Annotated in this window: 13 protein-coding genes; all 13 read left to right on the top strand. The window is 37.3% G+C overall.

The window, feature by feature from the left end; genetic code table 11:
- Positions 1-12: 12 nt before the first annotated feature.
- The 13 genes from ligA (at position 13) to ltaS (ending at position 16,337) form a co-directional block, all read left to right on the top strand.
- Entirely contained in the window at positions 13-2,016 is a 2,004-nt protein-coding gene (ligA, locus tag QNH24_RS22890) for an NAD-dependent DNA ligase LigA (protein ID WP_283869693.1), read from the top strand.
- 136 nt (positions 2,017-2,152) lie between these two features.
- Positions 2,153-3,286 (top strand): CamS family sex pheromone protein, encoded by a 1,134-nt coding sequence (locus tag QNH24_RS22885; RefSeq protein WP_283869692.1) that lies wholly within the window; start codon positions 2,153-2,155, stop codon positions 3,284-3,286.
- 263 nt (positions 3,287-3,549) lie between these two features.
- Positions 3,550-3,837, top strand: a complete 288-nt coding sequence (gene gatC / locus QNH24_RS22880; protein WP_054772107.1) for an Asp-tRNA(Asn)/Glu-tRNA(Gln) amidotransferase subunit GatC — start codon at positions 3,550-3,552, stop codon at positions 3,835-3,837.
- Between the two features lie 24 nt (positions 3,838-3,861).
- Positions 3,862-5,325: an Asp-tRNA(Asn)/Glu-tRNA(Gln) amidotransferase subunit GatA gene (gene gatA, locus QNH24_RS22875; protein ID WP_283869691.1), complete on the top strand. Its 1,464-nt coding sequence runs from the start codon at positions 3,862-3,864 to the stop codon at positions 5,323-5,325.
- Position 5,326: 1 nt separating this feature from the next.
- Complete coding sequence (gatB, locus tag QNH24_RS22870) at positions 5,327-6,754, top strand: Asp-tRNA(Asn)/Glu-tRNA(Gln) amidotransferase subunit GatB (protein ID WP_283869690.1); 1,428 nt, start codon at positions 5,327-5,329, stop codon at positions 6,752-6,754.
- A 434-nt stretch (positions 6,755-7,188) separates the two neighbouring features.
- On the top strand, positions 7,189-7,749 hold the full coding sequence (locus QNH24_RS22865) for a thioredoxin family protein (RefSeq protein ID WP_283869689.1): 561 nt from the start codon (positions 7,189-7,191) through the stop codon (positions 7,747-7,749).
- Between the two features lie 96 nt (positions 7,750-7,845).
- Complete coding sequence (locus QNH24_RS22860; protein ID WP_283869688.1) at positions 7,846-8,769, top strand: diacylglycerol kinase; 924 nt, start codon at positions 7,846-7,848, stop codon at positions 8,767-8,769.
- 492 nt (positions 8,770-9,261) lie between these two features.
- Positions 9,262-10,608, top strand: a complete 1,347-nt coding sequence (locus tag QNH24_RS22855) for a cytochrome ubiquinol oxidase subunit I (RefSeq protein WP_283869687.1) — start codon at positions 9,262-9,264, stop codon at positions 10,606-10,608.
- On the top strand, positions 10,605-11,630 hold the full coding sequence (locus QNH24_RS22850; RefSeq protein WP_283869686.1) for a cytochrome d ubiquinol oxidase subunit II: 1,026 nt from the start codon (positions 10,605-10,607) through the stop codon (positions 11,628-11,630). The genes QNH24_RS22855 and QNH24_RS22850 overlap by 4 nt, the downstream gene beginning before the upstream one ends.
- A 12-nt stretch (positions 11,631-11,642) precedes the next feature.
- Entirely contained in the window at positions 11,643-11,765 is a 123-nt protein-coding gene (gene cydS, locus QNH24_RS22845) for a cytochrome bd oxidase small subunit CydS family protein (RefSeq protein ID WP_283869685.1), read from the top strand.
- 375 nt (positions 11,766-12,140) lie between these two features.
- Entirely contained in the window at positions 12,141-13,505 is a 1,365-nt protein-coding gene (gene rlmD, locus QNH24_RS22840) for a 23S rRNA (uracil(1939)-C(5))-methyltransferase RlmD (protein ID WP_283869684.1), read from the top strand.
- Positions 13,506-13,632: 127 nt separating this feature from the next.
- Positions 13,633-13,926 (top strand): hypothetical protein, encoded by a 294-nt coding sequence (locus QNH24_RS22835; RefSeq protein WP_283869683.1) that lies wholly within the window; start codon positions 13,633-13,635, stop codon positions 13,924-13,926.
- Between the two features lie 458 nt (positions 13,927-14,384).
- The gene (ltaS, locus tag QNH24_RS22830) at positions 14,385-16,337 is read left to right on the top strand and encodes a lipoteichoic acid synthase (RefSeq protein ID WP_283869682.1); all 1,953 of its coding nucleotides are present in this window, start codon (positions 14,385-14,387) and stop codon (positions 16,335-16,337) included.
- Positions 16,338-16,465: the final 128 nt, after the last annotated feature.

Genomic DNA, 16,465 nt, shown 5'->3' with positions numbered 1-16,465 from the left:
GGAGGAACTAAAATGAACGAAATTGAACAACGCATTGCAGAATTAAATAAATTACTGCATGAATATGGTCATGCATACTATGTGTTGGATCAACCTATCGTAGCAGATAGTGTCTATGATCAATTATTACATGAGCTTATTGCGCTAGAGGAAGCAAATCCCTCATTAATTTATCCAGATTCACCGACCCAACGAGTTGGTGGCGCAGTAGTAGAGGGCTTTAAAAAGGTAACGCATGATTTTCCTATGCTAAGTCTTTCTAATGCTTTTAATGAAGCAGATTTACGAGAGTTTGACCGAAAAGTGCGCCAAGCAATTGGTGATCACTTTTCCTATGTTTGCGAGCTGAAAATCGATGGTCTTGCCATTTCCTTGAAATATGAAAATGGTGTTTTTGTACAAGGAGCAACACGGGGAGACGGCGTTGTAGGAGAAGATATTACGACGAATTTAAAAACGATTCGCGCGATACCTTTGCGTTTAAAGGAGCCAATCACAATAGAGGTGCGTGGTGAGGCTTATATGCCAAAGAAATCCTTTGAAGCATTAAACACTCAGCGTGCTGATAATGGTGAGGAGCTGTTTGCTAATCCTCGAAATGCAGCTGCTGGCTCTTTACGTCAGTTAGATCCTAAAATTGCTGCAAGTCGTCAATTATCAACATTCATTTATGCTATTGGCGGCGATGGTGAAGTGTATGGCATCGATGGTCATGCAGAGATGCTTGATTATTTAGAGGGGCTAGGTTTCCCTTCCAATAAGGAACGTCAACGCTGTTCAACGATTGAGGAGGTATTAGCCTTTATCGATAAATGGACAGAAAACCGTTCGAATTTAGCTTATGAAATTGACGGCATCGTTATTAAGGTGGACCGTTATGCTCAGCAGGATGAACTAGGATATACAGCAAAAAGTCCTCGCTGGGCAATCGCTTATAAATTCCCTGCTGAGGAAGTAGTGACAACCTTACTCGATATTGATTTAACAGTTGGACGTACAGGTGTTGTAACGCCGACTGCCATTTTAACGCCTGTTCAAGTGGCGGGTACGACAGTTCAACGTGCATCATTGCACAATGAAGATTTAATCCGCGAAAAGGATATTCGTATAGGAGATACAGTCATCATCCGCAAAGCTGGTGACATTATTCCACAAGTTGTAGGAGTGCTACTGGAGCAACGACCTGAGAATTCAGTGCCTTACGAGATGCCTAAAAATTGTCCGGTCTGTGATAGTGAGCTGATTCGTATCGAGGGTGAAGTAGCATTACGCTGTGTAAATCCTGCATGTTTTGCACAAATTGCTGAAAGCATTAAATACTTTGTATCACGAAATGCAATGAACATTGATGGTCTGGGTGACAAAGTAGTTGAGCAATTATTGCGTGCGGATTTAATTCATGATGTATCAGATTTATATCATTTAACCGTTGAACAACTTGTTGAGCTTGAACGAATGGGTGAAAAATCAGCGACAAATTTGGTGCATGCTATTCAAGCCTCAAAGGAAAATTCAATGGAGCGCTTATTGATTGGACTAGGGATACGACATGTTGGTGAAAAAGCTGCAAAAATAGTGTCCGAAACATATGGAACGATGGAGGCAGTGATGGTAGCAACAGAGGAGCAGCTAGTTGAAATTTATGAAATTGGCGATAAAATGGCTTCTTCTCTTGTCGAGTATTTTTCAAATGAGGATGCACGTGCAGTGATTGGTCGTCTAGCGGAAGCAGGCGTCAATATGATGTATAAGGGTAAAAGGGTAGAGGTAACTGTAGGAGATAATCCTTTTGCAGGTAAAACAATTGTCTTAACTGGTAAACTTGAGCAATTGACACGTAACGAAGCAAAGGCGAAAATAGAAGAGTTAGGTGGAATTGTTACAGGGAGTGTCAGCAAAAAAACAGATCTTGTCATCGCAGGGGCTGATGCTGGTTCTAAACTAACAAAAGCTGAGCAGTTAGGTATTGAGGTTTGGAATGAGGACAGCCTGATTGAACAACTCAACCTCGTTTAACAATTTAGATGTAACTTGATGTATTGTCTTAACAGCTTTGACAGAAAGCTAAGGCATTTTAATTGCATATGCCAGCTTTCTGTTCCATAAGTTCAGATTCATCAAAATTGAATTTCAGTAAAGGAGTATTAAAATAATGAAGTCATTTCGACTCATTCCAGCAATGATCGCTGCTACAATGCTAGTCGGCTGTGTACCTTCTAAAAAGGACACAGAGCTTACACAGGAGACACAACAGGAAAAAGCGGAAACAACAATTATTCCAAGCTTCAAGATAGATGAATCCTATTACAAGCTGCTAACTCCCTACAAAGAAAGTGCTAGTAGAGGTTTGGTAGTCTCTAATATATATACAAAATATGATATGAAGGAAGTAGAAACAGGCCTGATGCGCCTTTCTCAAAATGAGTTTGACACAGAGAATTTTTTCTTCCAGGAGGGCCAATATTTAGCTAAAAGCACTGTGACTAATTGGCTGAAGCGTAGTTCTCAAAAAAAGGATGGCTTAAATCCTCCAACAACGGAATCTATGCCAGCAGAGGAACGTGCAAAAAAGGCACCTATTTATTTATCGCATATAGTTGAGCAGAATTATTTAACAAAAACAAAAGATAATAAAGTGAAATTAGGTGGAATTTCGATAGGACTTTCCTTAAACTCTATTTATTATTATCAAAAAGAAAAATATGGGGAGTATTATGAGGAGCCAATACCAGAATCAGCACTTGTTGAACAAGGGAAGAAAATGGCTTCTGAAATTGTTTCTCGTTTAAGAGCTCGTGAAGAATTGAAAGATGTCCCGATTGTAGTAGGCTTATTTAAACAGAAAGCTAATAATGATATTATTCCAGGGACATATTTTAGCTATGGCGTTGCAAAAGCTGGACAAAATGATGTAGCAGATTGGCAAGCAATTGATGAAGAATATGTCCTATTCCCAACAGATGAATCGAAGGATGTTTATCGAGAGGATAGCAATAACTTTAAGAAATTTAAACTGGATATCGATAAATATTTTTCTAACTATACGAGTGTGATAGGAACAGGCTTCTACCAAAATAAAGAAATTCAAAAGCTGAAAATTGAAGTACCCATTCAATTCTTCGGTCAAGCAGAAATTATTGGTTTTACCCAATATCTAACTGGTGTTCTCATGAATTATTTCGGAAATATCAATGTAGAAGTAAGTATAACTTCGATAAACGGTCCAGAGGCGTTAATTATTAAGAAATCGAATGATAAAGAACCTTATGTGCATATCTATGAATAAAATATAGTCAGCTCTGCGCTGGCTATATTTTTATGTATCCATCCAAAGAAAAGCTATAAAGTGAAGGGATAGAAATAATGAAGAAATGGTTACATCTATAAGAGACAACACTCTGTCATAGTAGTGAAAGTTTCTATATTTTTGGTGAAAGTTGTGATTTTTAATAGGAAAAATGTTATGATTATTTGTATGGTTAACTTTATTCAACCCTATTGTTATCAAGAAAAAACAATGATTTGAATGTGTATTCGGAGGTGTGGAAAATGGCAAAATTAACAAAAGAGGAAGTTAAGCACGTTGCAAATTTAGCACGTCTTGCTATATCAGAAGAGGAAGCAGAAAAATTTGCTGAACAGCTTGGTAAAATTACAGACTTCGCAGAGCAATTAAACGAGCTAGATACAACGAATGTTGAACCAACAACTCACGTGCTACCACTAGTAAACGTAATGCGTGAAGATGTGGCAACAAAAGGCTTAGACCGCGAAGTAATGATGTTAAACGTAAAAGAACAAGAAGATGGTCAAGTAAAAGTACCAGCTATCATGTAAAACTAAAAAATAGGAGGATTCCTCATGACGTTATTTGAACGTTCAGCAAAGGAGCTACAAGCTGACATTAAAGCGGGTAACTTAACTATCGCTGATTTAACAAAAGAAGCATATGAACGAATTGCCAAGCTTGATGGCGATGTACAAGCTTTCCTTGCTTCGAATGAAGAAAAAGCAACTGCACAAGCAGCTGAAATGGACAAAGTACCATTTGAAGAGCGTGGACCACTTTTTGGCCTTCCTATCGGTGTGAAAGACAACATCGTAACAGAAGGCTTAGAAACAACATGTGCTTCTAAAATTCTAGAAGGCTTTATGCCAATTTATGATGCAACTGTAGTGAAAAAGCTACGTGATGCCGGAATGGTAACGATCGGAAAACTAAATATGGATGAGTTCGCAATGGGATCTTCCAATGAAAACTCATACTATAAAACAACAAAAAATCCTTGGAACTTAAACCACGTACCAGGTGGTTCTTCAGGTGCATCTGCCGCAGCAGTAGCAGCAGGGGAAGTACCATTCTCACTTGGTTCTGATACGGGTGGTTCTATCCGCCAACCAGCAGCTTATTGCGGTGTGGTGGGGATGAAGCCTACATATGGTCGTGTATCGCGTTTTGGACTAGTAGCATTTGCATCTTCTTTAGATCAAATTGGACCAATTACACGTAATGTTGAAGACAATGCTCTTTTACTTGAGGCAATTGCAGGTTTAGATCCTAATGATTCAACGTCTGCAAACGTAGAAGTACCAAACTATGCAGCAGCACTAACTGGTGATGTCAAAGGCTTACGCATTGCTGTACCAAAAGAATTTCTTGGTGAAGGTGTTGGTGAAGCAGCACGTCAGTCAGTTCTAGATGCGTTAGAAGTATTAAAAGGCTTAGGTGCTACAGTAGAAGAAGTCTCTCTTCCTCACTCTAAATATGCACTGGCTGCTTACTATATCCTATCTTCTTCTGAAGCGTCCTCGAACCTTTCTCGATTTGACGGTATCCGCTATGGTTTCCGCGCAGAAAACGTTACAAATTTAATGGACCTTTATAAAGAAACACGTGCTCAAGGCTTTGGGGATGAAGTAAAGCGTCGTATTATGCTTGGAACTTACTCATTAAGTGCTGGTACGTATGACGCTTATTACAAAAAAGCACAACAAGCACGTACACTGATTAAAGCAGACTACGACAAAGTATTTGAAGACTTTGACGTAATCATTGGGCCTACATCTCCAACACCAGCATTTAAAATTGGTGAAAACGTAGATGATCCTATGACAATGTATGCAAACGATATTTTAACAATCCCAATGAACTTAGCGGGCGTACCTGCCATTTCAATTCCTTGTGGCTTTGAAAATGGTCTACCACTAGGTTTACAAATTATTGGTAAATATTTCGATGAAGCAACTATTTACCGTGTAGCTCATGCTTTTGAACAAGCAACGGAGTTCCATAAACAAGTTCCTCAAATGTGGGAGGGAAAATAACATGAACTTTGAAACAGTCATTGGTTTAGAAGTACACGTTGAGTTAAAAACAAACTCAAAAATCTTCTCACCAGCACCAGCTCATTTCGGTGCTGAACCAAATACAAATACAACAGTTATTGACTTAGGATATCCTGGTGTCCTACCAGTTCTTAATAAAAATGTGGTAGATTTCGCTATGCGTGCAGCTCTTGCATTGAATATGGAAATCGAGCAAGAAACGAAATTTGACCGTAAAAATTACTTCTATCCAGATAATCCGAAAGCTTATCAAATCTCACAATTCGATAAACCAATCGGTAAAAACGGCTGGATTGATATTGAAGTAGACGGCTATACAAAACGTATCGGTATTACGCGACTTCATATGGAAGAGGATGCTGGGAAGCTTTCACATGCCGGTGACCACTCATTAGTTGACTTTAACCGTCAAGGTACACCACTGGTAGAAATCGTATCTGAGCCAGACATTCGTACACCAAATGAAGCCTATGCATATCTAGAAAAATTAAAATCCATTATCCAATATACAGATGTATCAGACTGTAAAATGGAAGAAGGTTCACTACGATGTGACGCTAACATTTCAATACGTCCATATGGTCAAGAGGAATTTGGAACGAAGACAGAGCTTAAAAACCTTAACTCCTTCAACTTTGTTCGTCGTGGTTTAGAGCATGAGGAGTTACGCCAAGCAGATGTTCTTCTTTCTGGTGGTGTCATCGAGCAAGAAACGCGCCGCTTCGATGAAAAAACAGGAAAAACAATCCTTATGCGTGTAAAAGAAGGAACAGATGATTATCGTTATTTCCCAGAGCCTGACTTAGTTCGTCTTTCTATCGATGACGCATGGCTAGAGCGTGTAAAATCGGAAATTCCAGAGCTTCCAGATGCACGTAAAAAACGTTACGTTGAAGAATTAGGCTTAACACCATATGATGCAGGAGTTCTTGTTATTTCAAAAGAAATCTCAGACTTCTTCGAGGCAATGGTAGCAAAAGGTGCAGATGCTAAGCTTTCTGCCAACTGGTTAATGGGTGATGTTTCTGCTTACTTAAATGCAGAGCAAAAGGATCTAAAAGATACTGCTTTAACGCCAGAAAATCTTGCTGAAATGGTGAAATTAATCACTGATGGTACAATTTCTTCTAAAATCGGTAAAAAAGTGTTTGCCGAATTAGTTGAAAATGGAGGCTCCGCACAAGATATCGTCAAGGCAAAAGGTTTAGTTCAAATTTCTGATGAAGGTGCATTACTTGCGATTGTTACAGAGGTTCTTGACAATAATGCACAATCAATCGAAGACTTTAAAAATGGTAAGGATCGTGCTATCGGCTTCTTAGTAGGTCAAATTATGAAGGCTACAAAAGGCCAAGCAAACCCTCCAATGGTCAATAAATTATTACAACAAGAAATTGCAAAGCGTTAAAAAAAGATGGTGCTAGGCTAAGCCTTAGTACCATCTTTCCTTTTATAGTTTGGCTTACACTTAATTTCTATCCAGATCAAGTGAAGAGCGATACAATTGCTGAGCATTAGGTTAATTTTCTTTAATCATTATAAGTGTTACCCCTCCGTAGATCTTGTGGTAAATAAATATCGTCCCGTTTTTCGGGGTGCTTTATTCATCACAACTAATTTATATCTCCTCTTTTATCTACCGCTTATGTACAATGTTCTGTAATATAATAGCTTATCTATAAATTATAGGTTATAAATAAAGAAGTTCATTATTTTTATCTTTATTCATTAGAAGTCTCCCACCCCTACAGGTGCGAAATTGATAAAGCTTTACAGTTGTCTAAAAGGAGTATTCATAGCAAAATATAGAATAGAAAATAAAACATTAGGAGGATACCAACGATGAAAACAGAGCAACAATATTTTAATGAAGCAATTTCAATTCAGCAATATATGGATAACATGACAACGCTAAAAGAGGAGAGCTTTCGCCTTTATGATGGCTTTGAAGTGCCAACAAATGATGGCTTTGTCGAGCTGCTAAAAGACAAGCATCCTAAAATTTTAACAATTACAGAGGATTGGTGTGGTGATGCGATGCTAAACAACCCGATTATTCGCCGAATTGCAGAAGCAGCAGATTTAGATATGCGTGCTGTACTGCGTGATGAGGATACAGATTTAATTGATCGCTATTTAACAAATGGTGGTCGCGCTATTCCAATTTATCTTTTATTAGATGATGCTGGACAGGTTATCGGCAAATGGGGACCTCGTGCACCACAATTACAGGAACTAGTAGTGAGCAAACGAGCAGGACTACCCGATAAAGAAGATCCTACATTTGAAGATGCTCAAAAGGCATTATATGCAGAAATTCGTGAGGAAAATATAACGAATCAATCCTATTGGACATTTGTTTATGAAGATTTTAAAAAACAAGTGACATCAGTTTTGAAGTAGTTGTTAATTAAGAGGCATCTGCTATTTATACAGTGCAACATTTCAGCGAATAATTCGTTGAATGAAATAGAATCTTATGAAGCAGGAAGGTATGTTATGAAACGAGCAAGAATCATTTATAATCCTACATCTGGACGAGAGGTATTTAAAAAGCATCTACCAGAAGTATTGGAAAAACTAGAGGTAGCAGGCTATGAGACATCTTGTCATGCAACAACTTGTGAAGGCGATGCAACCATTGCGGCAAAAAATGCAGTAGAACGTGGCTTTGATATCATTATTGCAGTTGGTGGGGATGGCACATTAAATGAAGTTGTTTCAGGTGTGAGTCCATTCGAAAAACGTCCAAAAGTTGGTTTAATTCCGATGGGCACAACAAATGACTTTGCCCGTGCGGTGCATATTCCCCGAAATATTGAAGATGCTGTAGATATTATTATAAAGGGTGATACGTTGCCAGTGGATGTAGGTTTATTAAATGGGGAACGCTATTTCATCAATATTGCAGCTGGTGGTCGCATTACCGAGTTAACCTACGAAGTACCAAGCAAAATGAAAACAATGCTCGGGCAGCTAGCTTATTACTTAAAAGCAGTAGAAATGATTCCATCCCTCAAGGCTTCTCATATGCGTATTGAATATGATGGTGAGGTTTTTGATGGCGATGCAATGATGTTTTTATGTGGTTTAACAAATTCAGTGGGTGGCTTTGAAAAGCTTGCACCAGACGCAAGCATCAATGATGGATACTTTACGTTATTAGTATTGAAAAAAGTAAGCCTCCCTGAATTTATCCAGCTAGCCGCAATGGCTTTAAGAGGCGAGCATTTAAATGATGATCGAGTAATTTATAAAAAAGCTAGTGTGGTAAAAGTAACAACAGAAGATGAAATACATCTAAACCTAGATGGCGAATATGGTGGAGATGCACCTGCCACGTTTGAAAATCTAAAACGCCATATTGAAATTTTTGTACCACTTGCAGATATTCGTGAGGAAGATCGTATTTTAATTGAATAAATAACGAAGGAGCTTTCTTGTACTTTTTCAGTGCAAGAGAGCTTTTTTAAGTGAAATTACTTAAGAGGAGTTTGGTTCTTCTTTGTTCAATAATGGGGAGAAGAAGAAACTCAAAAACCCACAATACTCATTAATAGATAAATGTCACCTGATTTAGGTCACTTCTTCATTTATGGTGCTAAAAAACGGCACTTAAATAGATAAAAATCCTTAGTTATTTTTGATTGTGAATGAATTAAGAAAAATGTTTGGCAAATGTGCGTATATTACTTGAACAAAATTTGAAACCTTTATAATAGGCTGAAATTTCGGTCCGTTTTAAAGGTTTTTTTCGTTGTAATAGTGGAAAATGGGGGTATAGCTAAGGGAAAGGAAGTGTTGCCTTTGTATAAGTCACAGGAAAAAAAGCTCATTTGGCTAAGCTTCGGTGTTGCGATTATCATGCTACTTTCCATTCTTGGAAGAATATTTGGAAGTTAGGGGGGCAATGAGATGATTAATGAATCAGCAGTCTTTTGGAGTAGAGCATTAACCGAGCTAACATTATCGTTCCATATTATTTATGCAACAATTGGTGTGGGTGTCCCGTTAATGATTATGATTGCTCAATGGACTGGGTATAAAAAGAATGATGAGCATTATATATTAATGGCAAGACGTTGGGCGCGTGGTTTTGTTATTACTGTGGCAGTCGGTGTAGTAACAGGAACTGCAATTGGCTTACAGTTATCTTTATTATGGCCAAACTTTATGCAACTTGCTGGTCAAACAATTGCGTTACCACTCTTTATGGAAACGTTTGCATTTTTCTTTGAAGCCATTTTCTTGGGAATTTATTTGTACACATGGGATCGCTTTGATAGTCAGAAAAAGCACATGTTGCTGCTAATTCCTGTAGCTGTTGGTGCATCTATGTCCGCTGTGTTTATTACGATTGTTAACGCATTTATGAACGCACCACAGGGCTTTGATATTGTAGATGGGCAGCTAGTGAACATCCAACCATTTTTAGCAATGTTTAATCCAGCAATGCCAACAAAGGTAGCTCATGTTCTTGTGACTGCCTATATGACATCAGCATTTGTCCTAGCAGCAATTGCAGGATACCGTATGCTTCGAGGTTCTAAGCATGTGTATCATAAAAAATCATTATTATTACTGATGAAGATTGGCCTGATTTTCTCTATTGCAGCTGCAATTATCGGAGATTTTTCTGGAAAGTACTTAGCAGAATATCAGCCAGAAAAATTAGCAGCAGCTGAATGGCATTTTGAAACAGAAGATAAAGCTTCACTTATACTTTTTGGTGTGTTAGATGGTGAGGAAGTGAAATATGCCATAAAGGTTCCATATGCCCTTAGTATTTTGGCTTATAATAATCCAACTGCAGAGGTCATTGGCTTAGACCAATTTGCAGAGGAAGACCGTCCCCCTCTGTATATTCACTATCTCTTTAATATTATGGTGTTTATCGGCATGTTCATGGCGCTTGTTTCACTGCTCTACGTACTGGGGAAAGCACGTGGCTGGCAATTTATCCACACGCGTTGGTTTAGATGGATTATTGTCGCAGGAGGACCACTTTCTATCATTGCTATTGAAGCTGGCTGGTGGCTCGCAGAAGTTGGACGACAACCTTGGATTTTATATGGTTTAATGCGAACACCAGAGGGAGCAACTACAAGTGATCATGTAGATTTAATGATGCTATTATTTACTGGTGTATATGCTGTATTGGCAATAGGGAGCATTGTGGTATTGGTTCGTATGTTCAAAAAGAATCCAATTGAACGTGAAATTGAAGATCGCCATTCTGAAAAAGGCGGTGATTTCCTATGACATTAGAGATTTTAGGTATATCAGTACTATGGATTTTCCTATTCGGCTATGTCATTGTTGCTTCGATTGATTTTGGAGCAGGCTTCTTTAATGCCTATAGTCTACTCATTGGGAAAAATCATATTTTAACAAATATTATTAAGCGGTATTTATCACCTGTTTGGGAAGTGACGAATGTCTTTTTAGTATTTTTCTTTGTTGGGATTGTAGGATTTTTCCCACAAACAGCCTTTTATTATGGAACGATTTTACTTGTGCCAGTAAGTATTTCACTTGTGCTGCTTGCAATACGAGGCTCCTACTATGCGTTTGAATCATATGGCTCACGGGGACATATTGGATACACACTGACATATGGTGTGGCAGGCTTACTTATCCCAGCCTCTCTATCCGTAGTATTTGCAATTGCTGGTGGGGGATATGTTGATATTGTAAATGGGCAGCCCGTCTTAAATTATTGGACGCTCTACACAAGTGCATTTGCCTGGAGTATTGTCGTTTTGAGCATAGCTGCTGTACTTTATATTTCAGCTGTATTTTTAACATGGTATGCCCATAAGGCAAAGGATAAGGAAGCCACAAATCTAATGCGAAAATATGCGCTTATCTGGGCCGCACCTTTAATGGTTAGTGCGCTTGGCATTATGTATGAAATGAAATCCATCAACCCAGAGAGCTATAATCATATGGTTGATTTATGGTGGCTCTTTGCCATTTCAGCAGTACTATTTATTATTACGGTGCTATTAATAGCGATGCGAAAAAATTATGGTTTGGCTGTAGGACTATTGATTGCCCAATTCGCAGTAGCATTCTTTGCCTATGGTATCGCACAATATCCATATTTACTGTACCCATATTTAACAATTTATGATAGCTTCACCAGCACTCAAATGGCGATTGCACTCGTGATTGCATTTATTTTGGGATTATGTCTGCTAATTCCATCACTATTTTTATTGTTAAAGTTATTCCTATTCAACAAAAATTATGTGACAGGAAAAGAAGACAATCATGCATAGGAGGAAAGAATAATGGAAAAGTTTCTTATGTTTTATGCGCCATTTATTGTAGTAATTCTAGGAATTATCGCTGCGTTTTGGTGGGCACCCAAAGATCGTCATATAGCAAAAAAACAGGAAGAGAGTCGCGAATAGCGACTCTTTTTCTGCAGAGTAGGGCTGATTAGGTCTGTTCTTTTAAAGGAAAGAAGAATTGCTCATGTTGGAGAAGAAACTGCTCAGGCAAATAGGAGAACCGCTCAGGGTGAAGAAAAAATTGCTCAGGCAAAGGGGAGAACCGCTCAGGTAGAAGATAAAATTGCTCGGGTCAAGAGAAGAATCGCTCAGGTAGCACGTGAAACTGCTCAGGCAAAGAGTAGTTCCGCTCATCTCACAGATATATCCACTCAGGTAAATTACGCCAATCGGACTTACTCTGCTCATAAGATAGTTCCTACAATAACAAGCCTTGTTCTTTTTTCATGCGCCAACACATGCTACAATAAGAAGATTGAAATGGAGGATGTATGAATGTCAGCACCCGTGAAAAAAAATGATCGACTAACAGTTTATATAGAAGATTTAACACATGACGGCAATGGCGTGGCAAAGGTTGAGGGCTACCCGCTATTTATACAGGGCGCACTTCCTAACGAAACAGCTCAAATCCATGTGTTGAAAACCTTAAAAAATTACGGCTTTGCCAAAGCTGTAGAAATTATCAAGCCGTCTCCCGATCGTGTGGATGCACCTTGTGACTATTTCCAGCAATGTGGTGGCTGCCAATTACAGCATTTATCTTATGAGGGGCAGCTAAAATGGAAGGAAAATATGGTACGGAACGTTATGCAACGTATTGGTAAAATTAATGCGCCTGTTCTTCCAGTTAAAGGCATGAAAGAGCCTTGGCATTACCGTAATAAAGCGCAAATCCCTTTTTCCGTAAATGAAGCAGGACAAGCAATAGCAGGTTTTTATAAAACTAAGACGCATAGCATTGTTGATATGGAACGTTGTTTAATTCAAACAGGAGAAGCGGACGCTATCCTTGCTGGCTTGAAAAAGGAGTTAGCTGCAATGGGTATCCTACCATACAATGAGACATCACATGAGGGAATGCTACGTCACGTAGTCATTCGTACAGCTCGTGCGACTGGGGAAGTCATGGTTGTACTCGTAACGAAAAAGAAAAAGTTCCCTCAAAAAGAGGCAGCCGTTGCGATAATACAAAAGCTTTTACCGAATGTTACATCAATTATGCAAAACATCAACAGTAACAAAACAAATGTCATTTTCGGTGATGAGACCGTAAATCTATGGGGCAAGGACGTTATTATCGATACAATTGGAGATGTACGCTTTGAAATTTCAGCTCGTTCATTCTATCAAGTAAACCCTGAACAGACTGAAGTTCTTTACAAACAAGCACTAGACTACGCTGATTTACAGGGTGATGAACGAGTAATTGATGCCTACTGTGGAATCGGTACTATTTCTCTATTCCTTGCTCAAAAAGCAAAGACAGTCATGGGCGTAGAAATTGTCCCACAAGCTATTGAAGATGCAAAGCGTAACGCAGCACTGAACGGCTTTACAAATACGTATTTTGAGGCAGGTCCAGCAGAAGAAGTAATTCCACGTTGGTATAGAGAAGGCAAAGAAGCCGATGTCCTTGTTGTAGACCCACCACGTAAAGGCTGTGATGAGGCACTTTTAAACACCATTTTAGAGCAACGTCCGAAGCGGGTTGTCTATGTATCATGTAATCCAGCCACACTTGCACGTGACCTACGTATTCTGGAGGATGGCGGCTATCAAACACAGGAAATTCAACCAGTTGACATGTTCCCGCATTCGACACATTGCGAAGCTGTTGCGTGGTTGGAGTTAATTTAATAATAAAGAAATGATAAAAGAACGGATTTCAAGTAGGGAATTCGTTCTTTTTCGGTACATAAAGGATTAAGATATTTTCGAAGAAATTATAATGAAGCATTTGTAAAATTTTTTATGGAGGCGAACTATGAAGACGGAATTTATTATAACCATAGTTATAATTTTAGGAATGGTAATCGTAATAGACAAAATATACGGAAAAATTAATATAGAAAATTATTCTCCTATTTGGGAGTATTTTTCTAAAGCCATTCTCTATGGGTTTATTGCTAGCGTTACATTATTCTATGGAAAGGAATCGTTAATAGATGTTAATGCACTAGAATGGGCCATCATTGCAGTTTCAGCAATAGAAGGAATAGGAAACTATATTAATTATGTAAAAGAATCAAAAAGAAGAAAAAAAAAAGACTTGAGGTAATCAAACTTAGCTACATAATGAAATAATTCTTCAAAGAGTCGCTTATTAAAGGATTGATGCTCTTTTTGTAAGTGAAAGTTGGAGATAATATGTTGGTATTTCGCTAAAGTAGAGCGGAATCAATTTTAACCCACCAGCACCAATGTGTTGCCACATACATTCTACACACTGTGAAGCGGTTGCATAATTGAACTTAACGGAGATAAAAAAAGTCTCGGATTAAAATGCCACGAAAATGTTAGTAACATAACATTTTCGTGGCATTTTTTCCATGGCAAGATTTATATTAATTAGCAATAATTATACCAATTGTCTTTATGATAGTTAACAACTTGACAGAAATTTAGATGGGGAGTAAGATACATTAGTCGCTAAAAAAACTATTGTGAAGTAACATTTTTTCAAATGCAATACTTATTTTAGATTTTAATTTAAATAAGTAAAAGGTAGGTGCAAAAATGAAAAATCTAGTAAGTAAAAAAGATGACCTATTACACAACTTTTTGGGAATATATTTATTAGCTGTTTTAATGCTATGGTTTAAAACATATTTTAGTCAACTATCACAATTTGATCTAGGGGTAGAGGGAGTCATTCAACAATTCCTTTTATTAATAAATCCGCTGGGTTCAGCAATGCTATTTCTTGGATTTTCATTTTTATTTAGAGGAAAACGAAAATATACATCACTTGTTATAATTTACACTTTGATGTCTATACTTTTATATGCCAATATTGTTTATTACCGATTTTTTAGTGATTTTATTACATTACCTACACTTTCCCAAACTCAGAATTTTGGAGATTTAGGTGGTAGTGTTCTCTCATTATTAAAACCTTATGATATCTTGTTCTTTGTGGATGTATTTGTCATGTTTTATCTACGATTTTCAAGAAAAATTAAAAAAGAAACGAATCGCGTTGGCTATAAAAAAGCAATAACAATCATTGCATTTGCATTAGTAGTATCAATCCTAAATTTAGGACTAGCCGAAACTAATCGCCCACAACTATTAACGCGAGGTTTTGATAGAAACTATATTGTGAAATATTTAGGAATGTATAACTATACGATTTATGATTCAGTTGAAACGATGAAAGCATCTTCACAAAGAGCTTTGGCGGATAGTAGTGATATTACAGAAGTGATAAACTATACAAAATCAAACTATGCCAAACCTAATGCAAAATATTTTGGTGCAGCAAAAGGAATGAACGTTATCTATTTACATTTAGAATCATTCCAAAATTTCCTTATCAACTATAAATTAAATGGTGAAGAAGTTACGCCATTTTTAAATTCATTAACTAAAGATAAGAATACAATGTATTTTGATAATTTCTTCCATCAAACAGGTCAAGGTAAAACGTCCGATGCAGAATTTATGCTGGAAAATTCTTTATTTGGGTTACCACAAGGTTCTGCTTATATTACAAAAGCACAAAATACGTACCAGGCAGCTCCTAGTATTCTAAAAGATTATGGTTATACATCTGCTGTATTCCACGGTAATAACGGAAGCTTCTGGAACCGAAATGTGATTTATAAATCATTTGGATACGACAAATTCTTTGATGCTAGTTATTATAATACAGATTCTTTAGGTGATATGGCTGAGTATGGTGTATTAGATAAACCTTTCTTTGAACAATCTCAAAGTCTTTTAAGTTCCTTACCACAACCTTTTTATACAAAATTAATTACGGTAGGGAATCACTATCCATATAAAATGGATCAAAATTTAGTAACGATTGATAAAGCTAATACTGGAGATCCTAGTGTTGATAACTATTTCCAAACTGCTCGTTATGCCGATGAAGCAATCGAACAGGTTTTCAATCAATTAAAAGAATTAGGCTTATATGATAATACGATGATTGTTCTTTATGGTGACCATTACGGTATTTCTGATAATCATAATACAGCGATGGAACAAGTGATTGGCAAAGAAATTACACCATATGAAAGTGCTAATTTACAACGCGTACCATTATTTATACATGTTCCAGGAATGCAAGGAGGAACTGACCATACTTATGGAGGCCAAACAGACCTTCTTCCGACGGTATTACATTTACTAGGAATTGATACGCAAAAATTTGTTCAATTTGGTTCAGATTTATTATCAGAAGAGCATGATGAAATTGTGCCATTTAGAAATGGCGATTTTGTCAGTCCAACGATTTATTCAATTAATGAAAAGTTTTATGATAATAAAACAGGATTATTACTAGATGATAGTCAATTAGAGTCTGCGAAAACGATCAAAAATGAAGTAGATCATAAGTTGTATTTGTCTGATAAAGTCGTGAATGGTGATTTATTGAGATTCTATACACCAAAAGGTTATACACCGGTTGATCCTTCTCAGTATAATTACTCAAAAGATGAGAATGTAGAATCGAATTAATTATTTGTTGGGCAATTCAAGAAAATGTGTTTGATATCAAAGATCAAAGAGTTTATGATCCGATTGCTTTATGATATCTTACTATTATCTTGAATTGCCTTTTTTATATGTTATTTTTGGATATGAAT

The sequence above is a fragment of the Lysinibacillus pakistanensis genome, from assembly GCF_030123245.1.
GTDB lineage: Bacteria > Bacillota > Bacilli > Bacillales_A > Planococcaceae > Lysinibacillus > Lysinibacillus pakistanensis.
Note: the sequence above shows the minus strand (reverse complement) of the source record. Positions and strands in the feature narration are given on the sequence as shown.

What these genes read in the sequence shown, in the direction of transcription:
- ligA (WP_283869693.1), top strand. Translation starts at nt 13, where the DNA reads ATGAACGAAATTGAACAACGCATTGCAGAATTAAATAAATTACTGCAT.
- QNH24_RS22885 (WP_283869692.1), top strand. Translation starts at nt 2,153, where the DNA reads ATGAAGTCATTTCGACTCATTCCAGCAATGATCGCTGCTACAATGCTA.
- gatC (WP_054772107.1), top strand. Translation starts at nt 3,550, where the DNA reads ATGGCAAAATTAACAAAAGAGGAAGTTAAGCACGTTGCAAATTTAGCA.
- gatA (WP_283869691.1), top strand. Translation starts at nt 3,862, where the DNA reads ATGACGTTATTTGAACGTTCAGCAAAGGAGCTACAAGCTGACATTAAA.
- gatB (WP_283869690.1), top strand. Translation starts at nt 5,327, where the DNA reads ATGAACTTTGAAACAGTCATTGGTTTAGAAGTACACGTTGAGTTAAAA.
- QNH24_RS22865 (WP_283869689.1), top strand. Translation starts at nt 7,189, where the DNA reads ATGAAAACAGAGCAACAATATTTTAATGAAGCAATTTCAATTCAGCAA.
- QNH24_RS22860 (WP_283869688.1), top strand. Translation starts at nt 7,846, where the DNA reads ATGAAACGAGCAAGAATCATTTATAATCCTACATCTGGACGAGAGGTA.
- QNH24_RS22855 (WP_283869687.1), top strand. Translation starts at nt 9,262, where the DNA reads ATGATTAATGAATCAGCAGTCTTTTGGAGTAGAGCATTAACCGAGCTA.
- QNH24_RS22850 (WP_283869686.1), top strand. Translation starts at nt 10,605, where the DNA reads ATGACATTAGAGATTTTAGGTATATCAGTACTATGGATTTTCCTATTC.
- cydS (WP_283869685.1), top strand. Translation starts at nt 11,643, where the DNA reads ATGGAAAAGTTTCTTATGTTTTATGCGCCATTTATTGTAGTAATTCTA.
- rlmD (WP_283869684.1), top strand. Translation starts at nt 12,141, where the DNA reads ATGTCAGCACCCGTGAAAAAAAATGATCGACTAACAGTTTATATAGAA.
- QNH24_RS22835 (WP_283869683.1), top strand. Translation starts at nt 13,633, where the DNA reads ATGAAGACGGAATTTATTATAACCATAGTTATAATTTTAGGAATGGTA.
- ltaS (WP_283869682.1), top strand. Translation starts at nt 14,385, where the DNA reads ATGAAAAATCTAGTAAGTAAAAAAGATGACCTATTACACAACTTTTTG.